Raw genomic sequence first — 17365 nt, 5'->3', positions numbered from 1 at the left:
AAGCACGCTTCGCCCCCGAAAGACGGTCCGGTCCGTTATTAAACCTGATTTTCACTTTCAGCAATTCGGCAGCGGCGCGTAGATCACGATGTTTTAGGCCGGGTCGACCTAAAACATCGTGATCGATTCCGAGAAGTTGAGACGCGGGATGCGGGCGGAAAACCGCACTCACTTTTCCTCATCCCGCTCTAGCTGCAGTCTTATCGGATCAAGGCTCTTTCCGCGTCTGGCCGCCCGCAAGCTTGTTGAAGAAGGACGACGTGCGCAGAAGGCTGCGAAACCGCATCGACCTTTCCTCGGTTGGAACGGGTTTGCGCGCCGTCATGCGCCGGATCGTGTAGGCCATGAAGAGCGCCAGGATTGCTGCCGTGTAGATGAAGAGCACCGGCGGTTCGAAGATCTCGAGCAGGAAGGATGCGAGGAGCGGCCCGATGATGGCTCCGAGCGACCAGAAAAAGAGCATGCCGGCGGAGACGAGCGCATGCTGGCCTTCGGCCGCATGGTCGTTGGCATGCGCGGAGCAGAGCGAGAAGAGCGGCATCGCGAATGCGCCGAAGGCGAAGATGCCGGCGAAGTTCAACCACTCGTCGCTCCCGGCGACGAAGGCGAGGAAGAGCCCCGCGAGAAGGGAGCCGAAGGTGGCGATCAGGATGATCAGCCTGCGGTCGATCCGGTCGGAGTAGTATCCCAGCGGATATTGAAGCACGACGCCGCCGATGATGCCGGCGCTCATGAAGGTTGCGATCGCCGTCACCGAAAGGCCGATCTCCTGCGCATAGATAGGGCCGAGCGAGCGGAACGCGGCATTGGTGAGGCCGACGACGATGCAGCCGATGGTGGCCAGCGGCGAGATGTTCCAGAGCGCCTTCACGTCGAAGCGTATCGCTTCCGGTGCGACCGGGCTCGACCGATCGGCAAAGGAGATCGGCACGAGCGAAAGCGTCAGCGCCATTGAGATGATGGCGAAAAGCTCGAAGCCGCCGATCCCGATGCCGGGAATTGCATATTGTGCAGCCGTCACCGAGCCGAGATCGACGAGGCGATAGATCGAAAGGGTACGCGCGCGGTTGCCGTTGGTGACGCTGGCATTCAACCAGCTCTCGACCGTGGCGAAGAGGCTCGCGAAGCAGATGCCGGCGACGAGCCGCATCAGGAACCAGAACCACGGATCGATGACGAGCACCATGGCGATCGCAGCGGCGGAAGCGATGGCCGCCATCGCCGAAAAGGTGCGGATATGGCCGATCGCCCTCAGAATGCGGGTGACGTAGACGCAGCCGATTGCAAAGCCGACATTGTAGCCGGCGCCGATCACGCCGATCAGCGAGGTCGAGAATCCTTCTTCGAGTGCTCTCAAGGAAATGAACGTGCCCTGCAACCCGTTGCCGCCGATCAGAATGCCTGCGGTGACGAGCAGCGGGATGAGCGGGCGAATCTGGGACATGGAACAGAAGGCATCCGATTGCGGCCGCGACTCGCGCGATACGCGACCCTTGCCCCTGTTTAACCGTGGCTGACGCGCGGGAACAGTAGCAATTTGTGACCACTCGTGTCCAAATTTGCGCCGTACCGCTTGCGGCTGTGGTCGAAGCGGGCAACTTGTGCGACCGGGGCAGCGCTCTTGCCGCCGGCGCCGCCGCGGCCTTGACAAAACCGGCGCATCATGCGCTTTTCCGCCCGACTTTGACCATGCCGCCCTGCGCCGTTCTGCGAGCTGCGCGGCCTTTAAGCAATTCCGGGACTATACGATGCACCGTTACCGCAGCCACACCTGTGCCGCCCTCCGCAAGTCGGATGTCGGCTCCACCGTTCGCCTTTCCGGCTGGGTTCACCGCGTCCGCGATCACGGCGGCGTGCTCTTCATCGACCTGCGCGACCATTACGGCATGACCCAGGTCGTCGCCGATCCGGATTCGCCGGCCTTCAAGACCGCCGAGACCGTGCGCGGCGAATGGGTCATTCGCGTCGATGGCGCCGTCAAGGCGCGCACCGACGATACGGTCAACAAGAACATGCCCACCGGCGAGGTCGAACTCTATGCCCGCGAGATCGAGGTTCTCTCGGCCGCCAAGGAACTGCCGCTGCCGGTGTTCGGCGAGCCGGACTATCCGGAAGACGTGCGCCTGAAATACCGCTTCCTCGATCTCCGCCGCGAGACGCTGCACAAGAACATCGTCAGGCGCACCGAGATCATCGCCGCAATGCGCCGGCGGATGGGCGACATCGGCTTTACCGAATATACGACGCCGATCCTGACGGCCTCCTCGCCGGAAGGTGCGCGTGACTTCCTGGTGCCGAGCCGCATCCACCCGGGCAACTTCTATGCGCTGCCGCAGGCGCCGCAGCAGTACAAGCAGCTTCTGATGGTCGCCGGCTTCGACCGCTACTTTCAGATCGCGCCCTGTTTCCGCGACGAGGATCCGCGCGCCGACCGGCTGCCCGGCGAGTTCTACCAGCTCGACCTCGAAATGAGCTTCGTCGAGCAGGAAGACGTCTGGGACGCCATGGAGCCGATGATCCGGGCAATCTTCTCGGATTTCGCCGGCGGCAAGCCGGTGACCGACAAGTTCCCGCGTATCCCCTACGACACGGCGATCCGCAAATACGGTTCCGACAAGCCGGATCTGCGCAACCCCATCGAGATGCAGGAAGTCACGGAGCATTTCGCCGGTTCCGGCTTCAAGGTCTTCGCCAACATGATCGCCTCCAACCCGAAGGTGGAGATCTGGGCCATTCCCGCCAAGACCGGCGGCTCCCGCGCATTCTGCGATCGCATGAATGCCTGGGCCCAGAGCCAGGGGCAGCCGGGCCTCGGCTACATCTTCTGGCGCAAGGAGGGCGAGAAGCTCGAAGGCGCCGGTCCGCTGGCCAAGAATATCGGCGAGGAGCGGACCGATGCGATCCGCACGCAGCTCGGCCTCGAAGATGGCGACGCCTGCTTCTTCGTGGCTGGCGAGCCGGCGAAGTTCTACAAGTTCGCCGGCGAGGCCCGCACCAGGGCCGGCGAGGAACTGAACCTCGTCGACCGGGACCGCTATGAGCTTTGCTGGATCGTGGACTTCCCGTTCTATGAATGGAACGAGGAGGAAAAGCGTGTCGACTTCGCCCACAACCCCTTCTCGATGCCGCAGGGCGGTCTGACGGCACTTTCGAGCGACGATCTCCTGTCGATCAAGGCGTTTCAGTACGACATGGTCTGCAACGGCTTCGAGATCGCCTCGGGCTCGATCCGTAACCAGTCGCCGGAACTGATGGTCAAGGCTTTCGAAAATGTCGGCCTGAGCCAGGCCGACGTCGAAGAGCGGTTCGGCGGTCTCTACCGTGCGTTCCAGTACGGTGCCCCGCCGCATGGGGGAATGGCCTTCGGCATCGATCGCATCGTCATGCTGCTGGTCGGCGCCAAGAACCTGCGCGAGATTTCGCTGTTCCCCATGAACCAGCAGGCCCAGGATCTGCTGATGGGCGCGCCTTCTCAGGCGACGCCTGCGCAACTCAGGGAACTCTCGATCCGACCGATCCCGCAGAAGAAGGATTGATCTTCTTCGAGACCGAACGAACCCGGCGACGATCTCGCCGGGTTTTTCTTTGGTCCGGTTCCTTGTTCGAAGCGCAGGAGGAGAGTGTCCCCGAATGCGGTACGTGACGCTCGCCTTGACAGCGGGTGTTTCGAGGCGTTTCCTTTCCGTGCAACTCATCGGTTGGAGGGAACAATGGTCAAGAGCGTCAAGGATCTGCTGGCGGAAGCAAACGGCTCAGTCCCGAAATTGTCTCCCGCCGAGGCCGCCGAGAAGATGCGCTCCGGTGATGTGTTGATCGTGGACGTCCGTGATCCGACAGAAGTCCAGCAAACCGGCAGGATCAAGGGGGCGGTAAACGTCTCGCGGGGCATGCTGGAGTTTCGGGCAGACCCGGAAAGCCAATATCACAATCCAGTCTTTCAGAAGGACAAGACCATCCTTCTGCATTGTGCCTCCGGCGGCCGTTCCGCTCTTGCGGGCAAGACCCTGCAGGATATGGGATACTCGGCCGTCTACAACATCGGCGGCTTCAAGGATCTGGCGGAAGGCGGTATCGAAACAGAACCGGCTTGAGCCCGCACGTCGAACGGAACTCCGCCCCTCATCCGCCTGCCGGCACCTTCTCCCCGCAAGCGGGGCGAAGGAGACTCGCGGGGCGCGCCGCTTGTCTCTTCTCCCGTGAACGGAGAGAAGGTCGCGCAGCGGGATGAAGAGCCGTGTGCGGCGAACCGCGCGTCGCTATGCGGGGCGAATGAGACTCGCGGGGGCTCGCCGCTTGTCCCTTCTCCCCGTCGTACGGGGAGAAGGTCGCGGCAGCGGGATGAGGGGCGGCCTTCATCGGGCGTGCGTCGCTCGAGCGCGCTTCTCAGAAGTCCATTCCGCCGCCAGGCGGCATCTGCGGCTGCCCGTCCTTCTTCGGTTTCTCGGCGATCATCGCTTCCGTCGTCACGAGAAGACCGGCGATGGAGGCAGCGTCCTGAAGCGCGGCGCGCACGACCTTCGCGGGATCGATGACGCCCATTTGGAAGAGATCGCCGAATTCTCCGGTCTGGGCGTTCCAGCCAAAGGCGAAATCCTGTTTCTCGCGCAGCTTCCCGACGATGATCGATCCCTCGGCGCCGGCATTCTCGGCGATTTGACGCACGGGTGCCTCGATTGCGCGGCGGACGATCTCGATGCCCACGCGCTGGTCGTCATTGGCGGTGGCAAGACCGTTGAGCGCGCTCGCGACCCGCAGCAGCGCCACGCCGCCGCCGGGCAGAATGCCTTCCTCGACCGCCGCGCGCGTTGCATGCAGCGCATCGTCGACACGGTCCTTCTTCTCCTTGACTTCGACCTCGGTCGAGCCGCCGACGCGGATGACCGCGACGCCGCCCGCGAGCTTGGCGAGCCGCTCCTGCAACTTCTCTCGATCATAGTCCGAGGTCGTGTCCTCGATCTGTGCCTTGATCTGTGCGACGCGGCCGCCGATATCCTCCTTCGACCCGGCGCCGTCGACGATCGTCGTCGTCTCCTTGTCCACCATGATGCGTTTCGCACGTCCAAGGGTATCCATTGTAGCGTTTTCGAGTTTGATCCCGAGTTCCTCGGAAATGACGGTGCCGCCGGTCAGGATCGCGATATCTTCCAGCATGGACTTGCGACGGTCGCCGAAGCCCGGGGCCTTGACCGCAGCGATCTTCAGGCCGCCGCGAAGCTTGTTGACGACAAGGGTGGCGAGCGCCTCTCCCTCGACATCTTCGGCAATGATCAGGAGCGGCTTGCCGGACTGGATGACCGATTCGAGAATCGGGATCATCGCCTGCAGGTTGGAGAGCTTCTTCTCGTGAAGCAGGATGTAGGAGTCTTCCAGCTCCACCCTCATCTTTTCCTGATTGGTGATGAAATAGGGGGACAGATATCCCCGATCGAACTCCATTCCCTCGACGACTTCGAGTTCGATCTCGGCGGTCTTGGCCTCCTCGACGGTGATCACGCCCTCATTGCCGACCTTTTCCATCGCTTCGGCCAGGTAACGGCCGATTTCGGCATCGCCATTGGCCGAAATCGTCGCGACCTGGGCGATTTCGGCATTTTTGGAGACCTTGCGGGCATTGTTCCTGAGTTCCTTGACGATCGCCTCGACGGCAAGATCGATGCCGCGCTTCAGATCCATCGGGTTCATTCCCGATGCGACGGCCTTGGCGCCCTCCCTGACGATAGCCTGCGCGAGTACAGTGGCAGTGGTGGTGCCGTCGCCGGCAATGTCGCTGGTGCGCGACGCCACTTCGCGCAGCATCTGCGCGCCCATATTCTCGAACTTGTCCTCGAGCTCGATTTCCTTGGCGACCGAAACCCCGTCCTTGGTGATCCGCGGTGCACCGAAGGACTTGTCGATGACGACGTTCCGCCCCTTCGGTCCCAAAGTCACGCGGACCGCGTTGGCCATGATGTCCACTCCGCGCAGCATCCGATCGCGGGCATCACTGGTGAATTTGACTTCCTTGGCAGCCATTTATGCCTCCCTCCACACGGAATTCCCGAATGTATTCGTGCTTCTTTCGCGTCGCCGGCACGCTCCTCCTGCAGCGCCGCGGGTTGACGGGGGAGCAGGCCATGCCGTGCTCCCCCCGTCGCTGCCGATTGCATTCACTCCTCGTCGTCCTCGGGCGTCAGGATATCGATCAGCGCCGCAACGCGGCCGGCCGGAAGATGGCGGCCTTCGCCGATCAGCGCCTCGTCGTTGTTGACCCATGCTATTGCTTCGGCAAGTTCACTCGCGGTCGCGCCCGTCGCGAGAAGTTCAGCCATCAGCGTTTCGTCGACAGGGCCGAGGATGGCGGTGATATCCGAATGCTTCAGTCCCATGGCGTCCTCCTTCCGCTTGGTCGGTCGGGAATGCGCAAACTGTCGGCACGCAAAAATAGATAGGCGATCGCGTGCGAGCATCAAGCATCGCATCATATCATCGATCGGGCGGATGAAAAAAACCCCCGGCGACAAGGCCGCCGGGGGTTCAGCATGTGGCCGCGCCATAAGCGCAATCAGTCGTTCGCCGTCACCTTGACGCCCAGCACGGACGGGACGGTGTTGGGAGCCCCCATCGCAGCACCCATGATCATCGGGAACGGCACGGGTTTTTCCGGCTCAGCGCTGATCGTCAGGCTCTTCGGATTGTCGAGAAAGGCGTTGACGGCGCTGGAGACCTGGTTCTGCAGTTCCGGGAGATTGAGCTGCGCCATCATGATCGGCACGAGCCCCTTCAGCGATTGCGCCAGCTGTTCGCCGGTGACGCCCTGCTGGCTGCCGGCGTAGTCGAGCGCCTTTTTCGTGATCGATGCATCGTCGAAGCGGATCGAGGCGCTGTTGAAGGTAAGCTGCTGCATGAGGCCGAGCATCGCCAGCGCCATCGCCTGGTCGGCTTCCTTCCTGTTCGGGTTGGCCTCAGCCGCTTTGGCTGCCTCCTGCAACGACTTCATGAATTGCAGCGTATAGCCGGATAAGTCCATCGCGATATTCAGCCGGCCGACATTCTTGAAGTCCAGCGCGTATTCGTCGAGAGCAAGGTTGCCGGTTTGCAATTCCCAGCTGCCCTTCATCGTGACTCCGCCGTCGAGCGTCGTCAGCCCAAGCTTCTCGACCGCCTCCTTTGCCTTGGCATCCTCGATCTGCGACAGATCCGCCTTGATTCCGGCAAGCGTCGCGTCGAAGTCGAAACCCGCATCGTTTTCCTGCCGCGTAAGATTGGTTTCCGTACTCTCGGCGGTGAAGACGTCCTTGCCTTTGACGTTTACGGTCATGGGGCCGGTGCCGGCCGTTTCATAAAGCAGGATGTCATCGATCGTGGTACCGCTCGCATTGCCCGGAATGGACAGGCCGCCGATCGAGATGTCCTTGACCGAGAAGCTTGCATCCTTGTCGCTGACAGCGATATCCGGGAAGGAGACGGTCTCGGCATAGTAGCCGCCGCCTTTTTCCTCGACGCCTTCGAACGTCACTTCGCCTATGTCGATGGACGTGCCGGGCTTCGCCACCACCTGCAGCTTCATGCCGGTGACCGTCACCACGTCGCCGTCGGCCTCCGCCTTATCGTAGGTCACCGAAGTGCCGTTGGGCGACGTCGCTGCATTGAGCTTTTGCATCATGTCCGCGCCGTCCAGAGCCATGGCCGGTCCGGCGAGGGTAAGGAGGGCGGCGCTGGCCAGCATCAGGCGGACTTTGCGCGTATGTATCATCGGAGTTCCTTGTGAAATCGTTCTGATTGCGTCGATCATGCCCGGACGATACGCAAGCGCAGTTCTGCCGCCAAGTGCAAACTCGCGCGGGGGCGGGGCAGGGATCACCCGCCGGTGACGTTCTCCACAGTGGCATAGCCCGGAATTCTTGCCGTTCCGCGCCTGTTGAGGTAGCAAGGACATATGGGACAAAGCCTTTTGCCGCCGTCTGGCGGGGATGACAACATTCAGCCGGTTGACCTGAAGGCGGCGCTGGAAGAGCGCTATCTCGCCTATGCGCTGTCGACCATCATGCATCGCGCGTTGCCGGATGTCCGCGACGGCCTGAAGCCGGTCCATCGCCGGATCATTCATGCCATGAGCGAGATGGGCCTCAGGCCCAATTCCTCGTTCAAGAAATGCGCCCGTATCGTCGGCGACGTCATCGGCAAGTTCCACCCGCATGGCGACCAGTCGGTCTATGACGCGCTGGTGCGCCTCGCGCAGGACTTCTCCCAGCGCTATCCGGTCGTCGACGGCCAGGGCAACTTCGGCAATATCGACGGCGATAACGCTGCCGCCTACCGTTACACCGAAGCGAAGATGACCGAGGTCGCAGCCCTCCTCCTGGAGGGGATCGACCAGGACGCGGTCGATTTCCGTCCGACCTACAACGAGGAGGACCAGGAGCCGACCGTGCTTCCCGGTGCCTTCCCGAATCTGCTCGCCAATGGCGCGTCCGGTATCGCCGTCGGCATGGCGACCTCCATCCCGCCGCACAATGCGCATGAACTCTGCGACGCGGCGCTCCATCTCATCAAGCATCCGGATGCGACGGTGGAGGATCTGCTGTTCGATCCGGCCAATCCGCAGCGCGGCGGCATCGAAGGGCCGGATTTCCCGACCGGGGGCGTGATCGTCGAGAGCCGCGCCAGCATGGCCGAGTCCTATCGGACCGGCCGAGGCGGTTTTCGCGTCCGGGCACGCTGGGCGGTAGAGGATCTGGGACGCGGCGGCTTCCAGATCGTCGTCACCGAAATTCCCTATCAGGTTCAGAAGTCGCGCCTGATAGAAAAGATCGCCGAGCTGCTCATCGCGCGCAAACTGCCGCTTCTCGAGGATATCAGAGACGAATCGGCCGAGGACGTCCGCGTCGTGCTGGTGCCGAAGAGCCGCTCGGTCGACGCCAATATCCTGATGGAATCGCTCTTCAAGCTTACCGAACTCGAGAGCCGCATTCCGCTGAACATGAACGTGCTGTCGATGGGCCGCGTACCGCGGGTCATGGCGCTCAACGAGGTGCTCAGCGAATGGCTGGCGCACCGCCGGGAGGTCCTGCAGCGGCGCTCGCGCCACCGGCTCGCCGCAATAGATCGGCGGCTCGAGATTCTCGGCGGCTATCTCATCGCCTATCTCAACATCGACGAGGTCATCCGCATCATCCGCGAGGAGGATGAGCCGAAGGCCGTGATGATCGAGCGCTTCGGGCTCACCGATGTCCAGGCCGAAGCGATCCTCAACATGCGGCTGCGCTCGCTGCGCAAGCTCGAAGAATTCGAGATCCGCACCGAATTCGATTCGCTGTCGAAGGAGAAGGCGGAAATCGAGGCGTTGCTCGCCTCTGGTGACAAGCAGTGGCAGGCGGTCGCCTGGGAAATCGGCGAGGTCAAGAAGAAATTCGCCAAGGCGACCGAGCTCGGCAAGCGCCGCAGCACCTTCTCCGACGCGCCCGACGCGGATGTCGAAGCCATTCAGCAGGCGATGATCGAAAAAGAGCCGATCACGGTCGTCATCTCGGAGAAAGGCTGGATCCGGGCGTTGAAGGGGCACATCGCCGATACGTCTTCGCTCCAGTTCAAGGACGGCGATGGACTGAAGGTTTCGTTTCCCGCCCAGACCACGGACAAGATTCTCATCTTCACGACGGGCGGGAAGGCCTACACGCTTGGCGGCGACAAGCTGCCCGGCGGCCGCGGTCACGGAGAACCCTTGCGCATCATGGTCGATATGGAGAACGACCAGGACGTGCTGACGGCCTTCGTGCACGATCCGGCACGCAAGCTCATCGTCTCGTCCACGGCCGGCAATGGCTTCGTCGTCACCGAGAGCGATATCGTCGCCAACACGCGCAAGGGCAAGCAGGTGATGAACGTCACCATGCCCGACGAGGCCAAGCTCGTCGTTCCGGTCAAGGGCGATCATCTCGCCGTCGTCGGCGAGAACCGCAAGATGCTCGTCTTCCCGCTGGTCCAGGTTCCCGAAATGGCGCGCGGCAAGGGCGTGCGTCTCCAGCGCTACAAGGATGGCGGCGTTTCCGATATCCGCTCTTTCGCAATCGCCGAAGGGCTTACCTGGGAAGACAGCGCCGGCCGTGTCTTCACCAAGACCAGGGACGAACTGATCGAGTGGATGGGTGATCGCGCCGGCGCCGGGAGGGTCGTCCCGAAGGGCTTCCCACGGAGCGGCAAGTTCAGCGGCTAGATCGGTAACACCGGGCTTGCAAGCGCGGAGCGTTCGTGGATCAATGTTGGTGGATAGCGCGGGCCGGTGTCCTCGCTATCCTGAAAGTCGCTGTAATTCCTTGATCTCCTGCATGTTCCTTAGATCGGCTCCGATTCGAGCGACCATGCGGCGGCGAGATGAACGCGATGACCTCGGCTCTTGACGATACGTTGCTGGCGCTGGCCGATCCGATGCGCCGCCGCATATTCGAAGTCCTGTTTGCCGGCGAAACGCCCGCGGCGGGTATCGCTGCGGCCATCGGCATCGGGCAGGATGTCCTTGCGGGGCATCTGGCCGTTCTGGAGACAGCGGGGCTGGTTGCCCGGCGGTGGAACGCCGGGAAGGAACTCGTCAAGGCCGATCCCGCGCCGCTCGAGATTGCCGCGGAGTGGATCGACACCAATCGCGAGCTCTGGGCGATGCAGTCGCAGATGCAGGAATCCTCCAGGGATGACGGGACGCCCGAACAGCGATAGTGGCCCGAACAGCGACGTGGAGTCGTCGCTCGCATCCTCGCGCGGTGCAAAGTGCCCCTCATCCGGCCTGCCGGCCACCTTCTCCCCGCAAGCGGGGCGAAGGGGACTCGTGGCGGTGCTCCGCATCCCTTCACCGGTGAAACAAGTGTTCGAGAGTGCCGCTTGTCCCTTCTCCCCGCTTGCGGGGAGAAGGTGCCGGCAGGCGGATGAGGGGCACTCTTATCCCGCAACTTCCACGCAGGCGATGCGCGCCCGCGCCGCCTTCACCCGCATCTGCCAAAACGAATGGCCGAGCAAAGCGAGAATGAGGATCGTGCCGCCGAGGAGCGTTCGGCTCGTCGGCGTTTCGGCAAAGACGATCCATACCCAGATCGGCGCCAGAATGGTCTCCAGCAGGTAGAACATGCCGACTTCCGGAGCGGAAAGGTAGCGCGGCCCCGTCGCCAGACAGAAGAAGGCAAGCGGGATCATCACCAGTCCGTTGAAGAGGATGTAGGCGGGTTCGGCGATCGTGAGGCCGCCGGACGGCAAAAGCATGAAGGCGGCGATCGCCGGGAAAATCGCCGTCGTCAGCGGCACGAGCGACATGTCGCGGCCGCTGGCGCGGCTGATCGTGATCGCGCTTGCGAGCAGGAAGGCCGAGGATGCCGCCATCGCGTCGCCGAAGACATGCCCGCTTTCGAGCCCGTCGCTGACGATCACACCGACGCCGACGAGCATGACCGCCATCGTCAGGAAGGTGGCGTTGGAGGGGCGCTCCCCAAGGAATATCCAGGAGAGGATCGCTGCGAACATCGAAGTGAACGCCAGGATGAAGACCACGTTCGCGGTCGACGTATTGAAGACGGCGAGCAGGAAAGTGAAGGAGTTGATGCCGTAAAAGATCCCGGCGATCAGGCCGGCCCTTCCCGGGATCAGGGCGACGCGGCGGCCGAGCAGGCGGTTGATCACCGCCCATGTGGCGAGTGCGGCAAGGAAGGTCGAGAGGCTGCGCACGGCAAGGATCGACCAGACCTCGCCATCTGCCGACCGGATCAGCGGAATGTCGAAGGAGAGCGCAAGGCCGCCGAGGCCGGTGATGGCAAGGCCGCGCCGGTGCCGGGCGGCGTCAGTGGATGGGGTCAATTTTCAATCCGTGGCGGGTTTGGTGGAATCGTGCTCGCCAGAATAGCGCTCCCAGCCGCGGGCCATAAGGTGCTCTTGCGGCAAAAACTTTGTCTTATACCCCATTTTGCGCGATCCCTTGACCCAATAGCCGAGATAGACATGCGGCAGACCGCGTTCCTTCGCCCGGCGGATATGATCCAGAATCATGTAGGTGCCGAGGGATCGCTCGGAGAGAGCCGGATCAAAGAAGGAATAGACCATGGAGAGGCCGTCGCTCATCCGGTCCGTCAGGGCCGTGGCGATCAGGGGGCCTCGCGCCTTGTCGTTGATGCCGTCGCCTTCTACCCGCAACCGGTACTCGATGATCTTCGTGTGCACATGGGTATCCTCGACCATCATCGCATAGTCGAGCACCGACATATCGGACATGCCGCCTTTCTGATGGCGACAGTCGAGATAGCGCCGGAAGAGATTGTACTGCTCGCTCGATGGCTCGGCCGGATATTCCGCGGAGACGATGTCGCCATTGGCCGCAAGCACGCGGCGCATGGATCGCGTGGGTGCGAATTCGTTGGTGAGTATGCGCACGGAAATGCAAGCCCGGCAGGTCTCGCAGGCGGGGCGGTAGGCGATGTTCTGCGAGCGGCGGAAGCCGCCCTGCGTCAGCAGGTCGTTAAGCTCCGGCGCCCGCTCTCCCACCATATGGGTGAATACCTTCCGTTCCATCTGGTTCGGCAGATAGGGACAGGCTGCCGGTGCGGTCAGGTAGAACTGAGGAGACGGTGCGGTCTGCGTGTTCATCGAGCGGGGGGATCACTCTTCGTGCGGTTGCTCATCGTAATAGCATGGCCGAAGAATGGAAAACGTCAACACACTCGTTCGGCGTAACGGTCCCGTCAGTACATGTCGCGCCGAACGGCCACGGTGCCGATCAGCAGGTCGTGCAGCAGACGGCCGCGGTCGGTGAAGAGGCCGATCAGCAGGATGAGCGGCGTCAACAGCGCATTGGCGATCCAGAATATCGCCAGATGGACGATTGCCGTCAGGAAATCCATTGGCCGACCATCCGTCCGGGCGATCGCCACGCCCATGATCCTCATGCCGGGTGACGCCTGCTCGCGGCCGCCGACCGTCAGTCCGAAATAGAGCATCGCCACCAAAGCGAAGAGGACCGGGTAGAGGAGAAAGCCGAGGCCGAGCGTCAGGATGCCGAGGAAGAAGACCACGACGGCCGCCGGTATCCACAGCAGCGCGACGATCAGGTAATCGATGATGAAGGCGAATATCCTGCGTGACAGTACGCCCTGATAGGCGCGCCAGTCCTCGCTCGGAAGCCTCAGTTCTTCATTATGCATGCTCATGCGCGTGCCTCAAATTGCTATCCACCCAAGATATGGGGAGCGAATGCGGTAAAACAATGCACTGGCCGTTCTGCCGCCGGCGTCAGCGTTTCGCGAGAATTCGAGCCACGTCGACGGCGAAGTAGCTGAGGATCCCGTCGCAACCCGCCCGCTTGAAGGCGAGCAGCGTCTCCAGCATCACCCGCTCGCCATCGATCCAGCCATTGGCGGCGGCTGCCTTGATCTGCGCGTATTCGCCGGAAACCTGATACGCGAAGACCGGCAGGCCGAAGGCTTCCTTCATCCGCCAACAGATATCGAGATAGGGCAGGCCGGGCTTCACCATCAGCATGTCCGCGCCTTCCTCCACATCGAGTGCCGCATCGCGGATCGCCTCCGTACCGTTCGACGGATCGATGTAATAGGTCTTCTTGTCGCCCTTGAGCAGGCCGCCGGTGCCGATCGCCTCTCGATAAGGGCCATAGAAGGCGGAGGCGAATTTCGTCGCATAGGACATGATGCCGACATTCTGGTGGCCGGCCGCGTCGAGCGCCTCGCGGATCGCGCCGATCCGCCCGTCCATCATGTCGGAGGGCGCGATGATGTCGGAGCCGGCGTCGGCCTGAATGACCGCCGCCCTGGCGATCGCCTCCACCGTCTCGTCGTTGACGATCTCGCCGCCCCGCAGGATGCCGTCGTGCCCGTGGCTGGTGAACGGGTCGAGCGCGACATCGGTGATGATCCCGATGTCGGGTACGGCCTTCTTGATCGCCCGCGTCGCCTGATTGATCAGATTGTCGGCGTTGAGGCTGTCGGATCCGGTCTCGTCGCGAAGCGCCATGTCGATATTGGGGAAGGTGGCGATGGCCGGGATGCCGAGGCCGGCCGCCTCCTTCGCGGCCTCGACCGCCTTGTCGACGCTCATGCGGTTGACGCCGGGCATCGCAGCGATCGGCTCGACGATGCCGCTGCCGGGCACGACGAAGATCGGCCAGATCAGGTCGTCCACCGTCAGGCGGTTCTCCCGGACCAGCCGGCGCGTCCAATCCGCCTTGCGATTGCGGCGCATGCGGCGGTGTCCGGTGATCCTGTCCACAAGATTTGTCCTGTCGTTCATCGCGCCGCGTCCCTCTTTCCTGATCGTGCGTGAAGGCGGTTTATCATGCGCCTTCAGGGGTTGAAAACCCGCATTGCCCGCCGCCCGCCTGCGGCATTTCTTCCGCCCGTCGAGTGCATCGCGGCGCATTCCCGTCCTTCGCGCTGGTGGTTCGCCGGCGCTCGGCCTATCTTGCCGGTCATGCTTCATGATTCTGTTCATGTGCCGAAACCGTCGCTGACCGAGGTGCTCTTCGCCTGGTTCCTGCGCCTGGTCGGCGCGTCCTGCTTCTGGTTCGCATTGAGCTATTGGGCCATGCTGATCGGCTTTTCCCATAACGGCGCCGGCCGTTTCGATCTTCTGTCGCCGGAGTGGCGCGCGGCCGCCACGGCCCTGGCAGTCGTCTATCCGGTCGCTGCCATCGGGCTCTGGCTTCTGGTCTCCTGGGGGCCGGTCGTCTGGGTGGTTGCCGCCGCGACGGAGATCGCGATGGACAAGTTCTATCCCGGCATCCTCGGCCACCGTCCGTTGCTGATCGTGCTCCACGGATCCGTCGCCGTCACCTTCGTGCTCTTCCGGGCCGCGCTGCTCTATCAGCGACTGCGCCAGGTGCGGAAGGTAAGGGTTGATTCACCCTGAGACAGGCTCGGTCCGCGGTAAGTTCATGTTAAGGCTGCGGTTTAAGTAGAATTTTATACGTATTCGATAGGGTCTCACTCAAGGCGGGAAGACAAAGAGACACCGCCAAACGAAACAGTGAGGCACGAAAATGAACACCAAGATGAAGCCGCAGGTTGTTGCGCCCAGAGACCCGCAGGAAGAAACCATCCGTGGTCTCTACATGGAATCCCTCCACCTCGTCGAGCGCCTGCATCGCCGCCTGCTCGACGTCATCAAGGACGAGTTCGATCGTCAGGGCCGCAGCGACGTCAATGCCGTCCAGGCGCTCCTGCTCTTCAATATCGGAAACTCCGAACTGACTGCCGGCGAACTTCGCTCCCGCGGTTACTATCTGGGCTCGAACGTTTCCTACAACGTCAAGAAACTCGTCGATCTCGGCCTGATCAACCACCAGCGCTCCCGTGTCGACCGCCGTTCGGTCCGCATCAGCCTTACGGAAGAGGGGCAGGAGATCGCCGAAACCGTCGCCAAGCTCTATGAGCGCCACATCGGTTCGATCCAGAAGGTCGGCGGGATCGGCAGCGACGAGTTCACCCAGATGAACAAGCTCCTGCAGCGTCTCGACCGCTTCTGGAACGATCAAATCCTCTATCGCCTCTAATCGGGCGCTTACCTTCAGTCTCAAGGGTCGGGCGCAATCCCTGCGTGTCCGACCTTTGCTGCTTTTCGCGCCATGTAGTTGCAGCGCTGCGCCCCGCCGGCGGCGCGGAGACACGAATTGGCCATATTGCTGTGACAGCGACGCTTGGGTGCGGTAGGTGCGCGATTACGTCCATGTGGCGGAGGTCGGTTGCGCGGCTCGCCTGCCGGGGCGGCTCTTGTTCGCGGGAACGTGAAGCGATTTGAGGGCCGGGTGGCACGGGGGTTTACCTTTGTTAACCATGGCCGTGCTAATGCATGTCGCCCAAAAGCGCACATCGGTTTTGGGACGCGACTTGCATGAATGCAAAGACGTAAAGCGCATCGCGTTATGCGCTTTAGGGCTCGGGCAGCGCGCTTCTGGCGCATTGAGACGGTGGGACTATGTCGAAAAAGAACGGAATTGATGCTTTCTCGCGCCGCGCATTTCTGCGCTCGGCCGCAACCTTCGGTGCCGCCGCATGGGCGGGTGCTGCCGGCGCTCAGGATGCGCTGAACGAAATCATCAATTCGCCGCGTCGCGGCTCCTGGGACGACCAGTTCGACGCAAAGGCTTCGCGTACGGCTACGGCGGTTCTCTCCAACACGCCGGTTTTCGGCCCTGAAACGATCGCACATTTGCAGCAGGCGATCTTCGATTATCAGCAGATCGCATCCGCCGGAGGCTGGCCGATGGTCACGCCTGCGAGCACCCAAAGGCTCGAAATCGGCGTTACCGATCCTTCCGTCCAGCAGTTGCGTCAGCGGCTGATGATCTCCGGCGATCTGCCGCAGTCCGCTGGCATTTCCTCTTCCTTCGACTCCTATGTCGACGGCGCCGTCAAGCGCTTCCAGGCGCGCCATGGCCTTCCGGCGGACGGCGTGATCGGCGAGTATTCCCTGAAGGCCATGAACGTCGACGCCTCGACCCGGCTCGCCCAGCTCGAAACAAACCTGGTGCGGCTTCAGTCGATGTCGGGCGACCTCGGCCGGCGCTACGTCATGGTCAACATTCCTGCGGCCTATATCGAAGCAGTGGAGAACGGCCGCGTCGCGCTGCGCCATACGGCCATCGTCGGCAAGATCGACCGCCAGTCGCCGATCCTCAATTCAAAGATTTACGAGGTCATCCTCAACCCCTACTGGACGGCGCCGCGCTCGATCATCCAGAAGGACATCATGCCGCTGATGCGCAAGGATCCGACCTATCTCGCGCGCAACGCGATCCGCCTTCTCGACGGCAACGGCAACGAAGTGTCGCCGGAAACGATCGACTGGCAGGCCGAGAAGGCGCCAAATCTGATGTTCCGCCAGGATCCCGGCAAGATCAACGCGATGTCCTCGACGAAGATCAACTTCCACAACGAGCATGCCGTCTACATGCACGACACACCGCAGCAGGGCCTGTTCAACAAGCTGATGCGCTTCGAATCGTCCGGCTGCGTGCGCGTTCAGAACGTGCGCGACCTCTCCACCTGGCTGCTCAAGGAAACGCCAGGCTGGGCGCGTCAGCAGATCGAGGCGACGATCAAGTCCGGCGTCAACACGCCGATCAAGCTTGCCGAAGAGGTCCCGGTCTACTTCACCTATATCACCGCCTGGTCGGCAAAAGACCGGGTCGTCCAGTTCCGCGACGACATCTACCAGCGCGACGGTGCGGCCGAACTCGCGCTGCAAACGACGACGGGGATCGAGCAGTCAGCCGGTCCCATCGACGCAGACGCCCTGCCGCAATAGGCAAAAGTGCCGCATTCCTCATCAGAGGCCGCGCGTTCATCGAACGCGCGGCTTTTTCAATTGGAGGCGGCTCTGCGAACCCGGCGCGGCGGATGGC

At 62.4% G+C, this 17365-nt stretch carries 15 protein-coding genes; 7 read left to right on the top strand and 8 right to left on the bottom strand.

From position 1 onward, the window contains the following. Positions 1–208 precede the first annotated feature (208 nt). Positions 209–1444: an MFS transporter gene (locus M1D34_RS09655; RefSeq protein WP_010969101.1), complete on the bottom strand. Its 1236-nt coding sequence runs from the start codon at positions 1442–1444 to the stop codon at positions 209–211. Positions 1445–1748: 304 nt separating this feature from the next. On the opposite strand from M1D34_RS09655, the gene aspS reads away from it, so the two are divergent. Together aspS and M1D34_RS09645 are read left to right on the top strand one after the other, a co-directional pair. Next, on the top strand, positions 1749–3536 hold the full coding sequence (aspS, locus tag M1D34_RS09650; RefSeq protein ID WP_010969102.1) for an aspartate--tRNA ligase: 1788 nt from the start codon (positions 1749–1751) through the stop codon (positions 3534–3536). 174 nt (positions 3537–3710) lie between these two features. Then, entirely contained in the window at positions 3711–4091 is a 381-nt protein-coding gene (locus M1D34_RS09645) for a rhodanese-like domain-containing protein (protein ID WP_003529341.1), read from the top strand. 292 nt (positions 4092–4383) lie between these two features. Here the strand turns inward: M1D34_RS09645 and groL are convergent, their stop codons facing one another. The 3 genes from groL to M1D34_RS09630 form a co-directional block, all read right to left on the bottom strand. After that, positions 4384–6012 carry a chaperonin GroEL gene (gene groL, locus M1D34_RS09640; protein ID WP_498778831.1) on the bottom strand — a complete coding sequence of 543 codons (1629 nt, stop codon included), beginning with the start codon at positions 6010–6012 and terminating at the stop codon, positions 4384–4386. A 134-nt stretch (positions 6013–6146) separates the two neighbouring features. Then, positions 6147–6365 carry a hypothetical protein gene (locus M1D34_RS09635; RefSeq protein WP_010969104.1) on the bottom strand — a complete coding sequence of 73 codons (219 nt, stop codon included), beginning with the start codon at positions 6363–6365 and terminating at the stop codon, positions 6147–6149. Positions 6366–6541: 176 nt separating this feature from the next. Next, the gene (locus M1D34_RS09630; protein WP_010969105.1) at positions 6542–7732 is read right to left on the bottom strand and encodes an aq_1923 C-terminal domain; all 1191 of its coding nucleotides are present in this window, start codon (positions 7730–7732) and stop codon (positions 6542–6544) included. Between the two features lie 183 nt (positions 7733–7915). On the opposite strand from M1D34_RS09630, the gene parC reads away from it, so the two are divergent. After that, positions 7916–10192 carry a DNA topoisomerase IV subunit A gene (gene parC / locus M1D34_RS09625; protein ID WP_003529331.1) on the top strand — a complete coding sequence of 759 codons (2277 nt, stop codon included), beginning with the start codon at positions 7916–7918 and terminating at the stop codon, positions 10190–10192. Positions 10193–10350: 158 nt separating this feature from the next. Continuing rightward, positions 10351–10689 carry a helix-turn-helix domain-containing protein gene (locus M1D34_RS09620; protein ID WP_013844272.1) on the top strand — a complete coding sequence of 113 codons (339 nt, stop codon included), beginning with the start codon at positions 10351–10353 and terminating at the stop codon, positions 10687–10689. Between the two features lie 219 nt (positions 10690–10908). Here the strand turns inward: M1D34_RS09620 and M1D34_RS09615 are convergent, their stop codons facing one another. The 4 genes from M1D34_RS09615 to hemB all read right to left on the bottom strand — a co-directional run bounded on the left by M1D34_RS09615 (position 10909) and on the right by hemB (position 14253). Continuing rightward, the gene (locus M1D34_RS09615) at positions 10909–11814 is read right to left on the bottom strand and encodes a DMT family transporter (protein WP_498778829.1); all 906 of its coding nucleotides are present in this window, start codon (positions 11812–11814) and stop codon (positions 10909–10911) included. A gap of 3 nt (positions 11815–11817) precedes the next feature. Beyond that, complete coding sequence (locus tag M1D34_RS09610) at positions 11818–12597, bottom strand: arginyltransferase (RefSeq protein ID WP_003529324.1); 780 nt, start codon at positions 12595–12597, stop codon at positions 11818–11820. A gap of 95 nt (positions 12598–12692) precedes the next feature. Beyond that, positions 12693–13157 (bottom strand): RDD family protein, encoded by a 465-nt coding sequence (locus M1D34_RS09605; RefSeq protein WP_003529322.1) that lies wholly within the window; start codon positions 13155–13157, stop codon positions 12693–12695. 82 nt (positions 13158–13239) lie between these two features. Further along, positions 13240–14253 carry a porphobilinogen synthase gene (hemB, locus tag M1D34_RS09600; protein WP_027989577.1) on the bottom strand — a complete coding sequence of 338 codons (1014 nt, stop codon included), beginning with the start codon at positions 14251–14253 and terminating at the stop codon, positions 13240–13242. A 180-nt stretch (positions 14254–14433) separates the two neighbouring features. On the opposite strand from hemB, the gene M1D34_RS09595 reads away from it, so the two are divergent. The 3 genes from M1D34_RS09595 (at position 14434) to M1D34_RS09585 (ending at position 17268) form a co-directional block, all read left to right on the top strand. Further along, entirely contained in the window at positions 14434–14871 is a 438-nt protein-coding gene (locus tag M1D34_RS09595; protein ID WP_010969110.1) for a DUF6163 family protein, read from the top strand. Between the two features lie 130 nt (positions 14872–15001). After that, positions 15002–15514 (top strand): transcriptional regulator LdtR, encoded by a 513-nt coding sequence (ldtR, locus tag M1D34_RS09590; RefSeq protein ID WP_003529316.1) that lies wholly within the window; start codon positions 15002–15004, stop codon positions 15512–15514. 422 nt (positions 15515–15936) lie between these two features. Then, a complete protein-coding gene (locus tag M1D34_RS09585) occupies positions 15937–17268 on the top strand; it encodes a L,D-transpeptidase family protein (protein ID WP_003529314.1) in 1332 nt (443 codons plus the stop codon). Positions 17269–17365: the final 97 nt, after the last annotated feature.

It is taken from the genome of Ensifer sp. D2-11, assembly GCF_054161295.1.
Note: the sequence above shows the minus strand (reverse complement) of the source record. Positions and strands in the feature narration are given on the sequence as shown.